The 867-nt window shown below is 39.4% G+C and carries 3 protein-coding genes; all 3 read left to right on the top strand.

Features of this window, described 5'->3' with window-relative positions:
* The first annotated feature begins 53 nt into the window (after positions 1-53).
* Positions 54-281, top strand: coding sequence for a hypothetical protein (locus B3R79_RS04640; RefSeq protein WP_239472540.1), 228 nt, complete (start codon positions 54-56; stop codon positions 279-281).
* A 227-nt stretch (positions 282-508) separates the two neighbouring features.
* Positions 509-787 (top strand): PTS sugar transporter subunit IIA, encoded by a 279-nt coding sequence (locus tag B3R79_RS04635; protein WP_235300328.1) that lies wholly within the window; start codon positions 509-511, stop codon positions 785-787.
* Positions 768-867: PTS glucose transporter subunit IIA (locus B3R79_RS04630; RefSeq protein ID WP_349677281.1), on the top strand; the 100-nt coding region annotated here is incomplete at its 3' end. The genes B3R79_RS04635 and B3R79_RS04630, both read left to right, overlap by 20 nt.

Genomic DNA, 867 nt, shown 5'->3' with positions numbered 1-867 from the left:
GGCAAGTATTGGTTATGTTTGGTTTGCACTAGGCTCTTGTTTCACTTGCTATCATGAACATTACTATAAATGGTTATTCTTGCTATTCTTTTGGATCATGTCTGCCAAACTTCACTCAAACAGGTGTTCTTGAAGCGATTATTCTTAAAACCAAAGAACCAAAAGTTCGCACGATTTCAACGCCAGCCTTCATTTCATCAGTTTTTGGTGTAACCGAACCGGATAATTTTGGTGTGACGCTTCCAATGAAACATCGTTCTTCATCTCATATTTCGTTTTAGGTATTGCCGGTGCTTTGGAAATATTCTTCAAAGTGTATAGCTATAGCACTAGAGTATCTGGAATCTTCCAATATCCAGCTTATATTAAGTCAGAAATGGGTGATATGTTTGATATGTGGATTATGATTAGACTTTCAGTGATTACCATTGTTCTTGCCTTCACTATCCAAATGTTTGTTCTAGTATCATACCTTTACGGCTAACCAAAAGAAGAAAAGACACAAGCTGTGGTTGAACCAGTCCATAACTTGAAAGAATTCCAACAAGAAATCATTGCTAGCCCAATGACAGGGAAAGTAGTGAAACTTGAAGATGTGCCAGATGAAGTTTTTGCGACAGGTGCGATGGGTAAAGGTATTGCCATTGACCCAGCAGACGGTATCGTATCATCGCCTGTTGATGGTGAAGTCACTCTTGTCTTCCCAACAGAACACGCCCGTTGGCCTACGCACAGAAAGCAGTGTCGAATTGCTCATTCACGTAGGTATGGATATGGTTTTTCTTGATGGTAAAGGCTTTACAACCTTTGTCAAAGCAGGGGATAAGGTTCAAGCTGGTAAAAACTTACTAGATTTTGATTTGAAAG

It is taken from the genome of Streptococcus sp. UBA3373, from assembly GCF_002360305.1.
In the GTDB taxonomy this organism is placed as follows: Bacteria; Bacillota; Bacilli; order Lactobacillales; family Streptococcaceae; genus Streptococcus; species Streptococcus alactolyticus.
Note: the sequence above shows the minus strand (reverse complement) of the source record. Positions and strands in the feature narration are given on the sequence as shown.

What these genes read in the sequence shown, in the direction of transcription:
- B3R79_RS04640 (WP_239472540.1), top strand. Translation starts at nt 54, where the DNA reads ATGAACATTACTATAAATGGTTATTCTTGCTATTCTTTTGGATCATGT.